The 1,567-nt window shown below is 61.5% G+C and carries 1 protein-coding gene; it reads left to right on the forward strand.

The features are described 5' to 3' along the window. Positions 1 to 533 precede the first annotated feature (533 nt). Positions 534 to 1,277, forward strand: coding sequence for a histidine kinase dimerization/phospho-acceptor domain-containing protein (locus tag BRAS3809_RS18795; protein ID WP_008963650.1), 744 nt, complete (start codon positions 534 to 536; stop codon positions 1,275 to 1,277). Positions 1,278 to 1,567 lie beyond the last annotated feature (290 nt).

The raw sequence follows: 1,567 nt of genomic DNA on the forward strand, positions 1-1,567 counted from the left end.
GCATTGGTTCCTGTTGTGCTCGTTGATGTGCAGACGTCCTCTTCGTGCTTGGGTTTTCCTCCACCGCGGAGCGTCGAGGCGCTGCACGCAGACTGTATACAAGCTTTCGCCTTTGCAGCCGCGTTCCAAGGCGCGCGAACCGGGTCGGGAGCTGGCCGTGGGACGCGTCAGCTGCTGCGATCCTTGCGCACGCTTGCGTTGCGGGTTGGAAGCACTCGGCGGCGCGACTTGCCAGCCATCATTGACAGTCGACATCTTGCGGCCAAAATCGCTAATAACCGCGATGATTCGTTGACGAGTTTTTGTCAGCCGTGATGCAACTGTTCCCGAAGGGGTTGTGTCGGTTTTCTCCGGGACTGCCGTGACGATGCGTCGTCAATGCGGAGCAAGCTTGCGATGTCGCCTCGAGCTGCAGCGCGATCGATGTTCGGCGATGACGCCGTCGACAGCGGTGAAGCCGGCAGCAGAACCCGGCAGTATGCGTCGAACACGGCACCGCTGCCGTTTCTCCCCCAACAGGTAAATCAGAACTCATGGCGCTTCCTCATCATCAAGTTGCCGACCCGTCGGCGCCGGACGACGGCGCCGAGCCTGCAGCCCATGACCTCAATCCGGGATTGGCGATCGTGGGGCAGGTCGCCGGCGGCCTGCTGCACGACTTCAACAACATCCTGACCGTGATCACGGGGACCATCGACATTCTCGCCGAAGCCGTCGAGGACCGTCCCGAGCTTGCGGCCGTGGCGCGCCTGATCGATGAGGCGGCGACGCGCGGCGCAAGATTGACGTCACAGCTGTTGTCGTTCGCGCGCGGACGTCCGCCACGACCATGCGCTGTCGAAGTGAGCGAGTTGCTGACCGATGTGGGCCGTCTGCTCCGGCCGACTCTCGGAACCGAGGTCGAGGTCACGACGTCGGTGGAACCGAATGTGCCTGCGGTGTTCGTCGATCCCGGCCAATTGATGGCCGCGTTGCTCTGCCTTGGGATCACCGCACGCAACGGCATGGACGGCGGCGGCAGGATTGACATCGCGACCTCGAGTCAGGTCGCCGATGTCCGATCCGAGCGCGAGGTGATGATCGTCCTGCGGGCCTCCGGAAAGATCGGAGCGGCCGCGACCATGTTTCACGACATCCGGATGGTGGAGGATTTCGTCAGACGTTCGAACGGTCGCTTGGCATTGACGGAGCTCCGCGGCGATACGGCCAGTGTCGAAATCATTCTCCCCTGCGCCGCGCATGAGCCTTCGTCGTCGAGCTCCCCGTCCAGCTCATAGTTATCGCTTTGCTAACGGCGGAACGGAGGATCGCCCACGGGGCGATCTCTGGCGTTTCCGGCGCGATTTTCGCGCGACTTTGACAAATTTTCCCGTAATTAACGGAACTGATTAGCGGCCAATTAGGATTAATCGCGGCCGCCGCGCCCGCCTTCCGTCGTTCCCGATCCAATTTAACGAACGGGTAGGATTCCGAGGACCAGTCTGCCCCATCGCCGGCAGAACGGTTCGGCGATCACTACTCATGTTCATCCAGAAGGGAATGACAATGTCAGGTATCGTACTCTCTG

This window comes from Bradyrhizobium sp. STM 3809, from assembly GCF_000239795.1.
Taxonomy (GTDB): Bacteria; Pseudomonadota; Alphaproteobacteria; order Rhizobiales; family Xanthobacteraceae; genus Bradyrhizobium.

Bases quoted from the DNA above. Each gene is read 5' to 3' on its own strand.
- BRAS3809_RS18795 (WP_008963650.1), top strand. From the start codon at position 534: ATGGCGCTTCCTCATCATCAAGTTGCCGACCCGTCGGCGCCGGACGAC.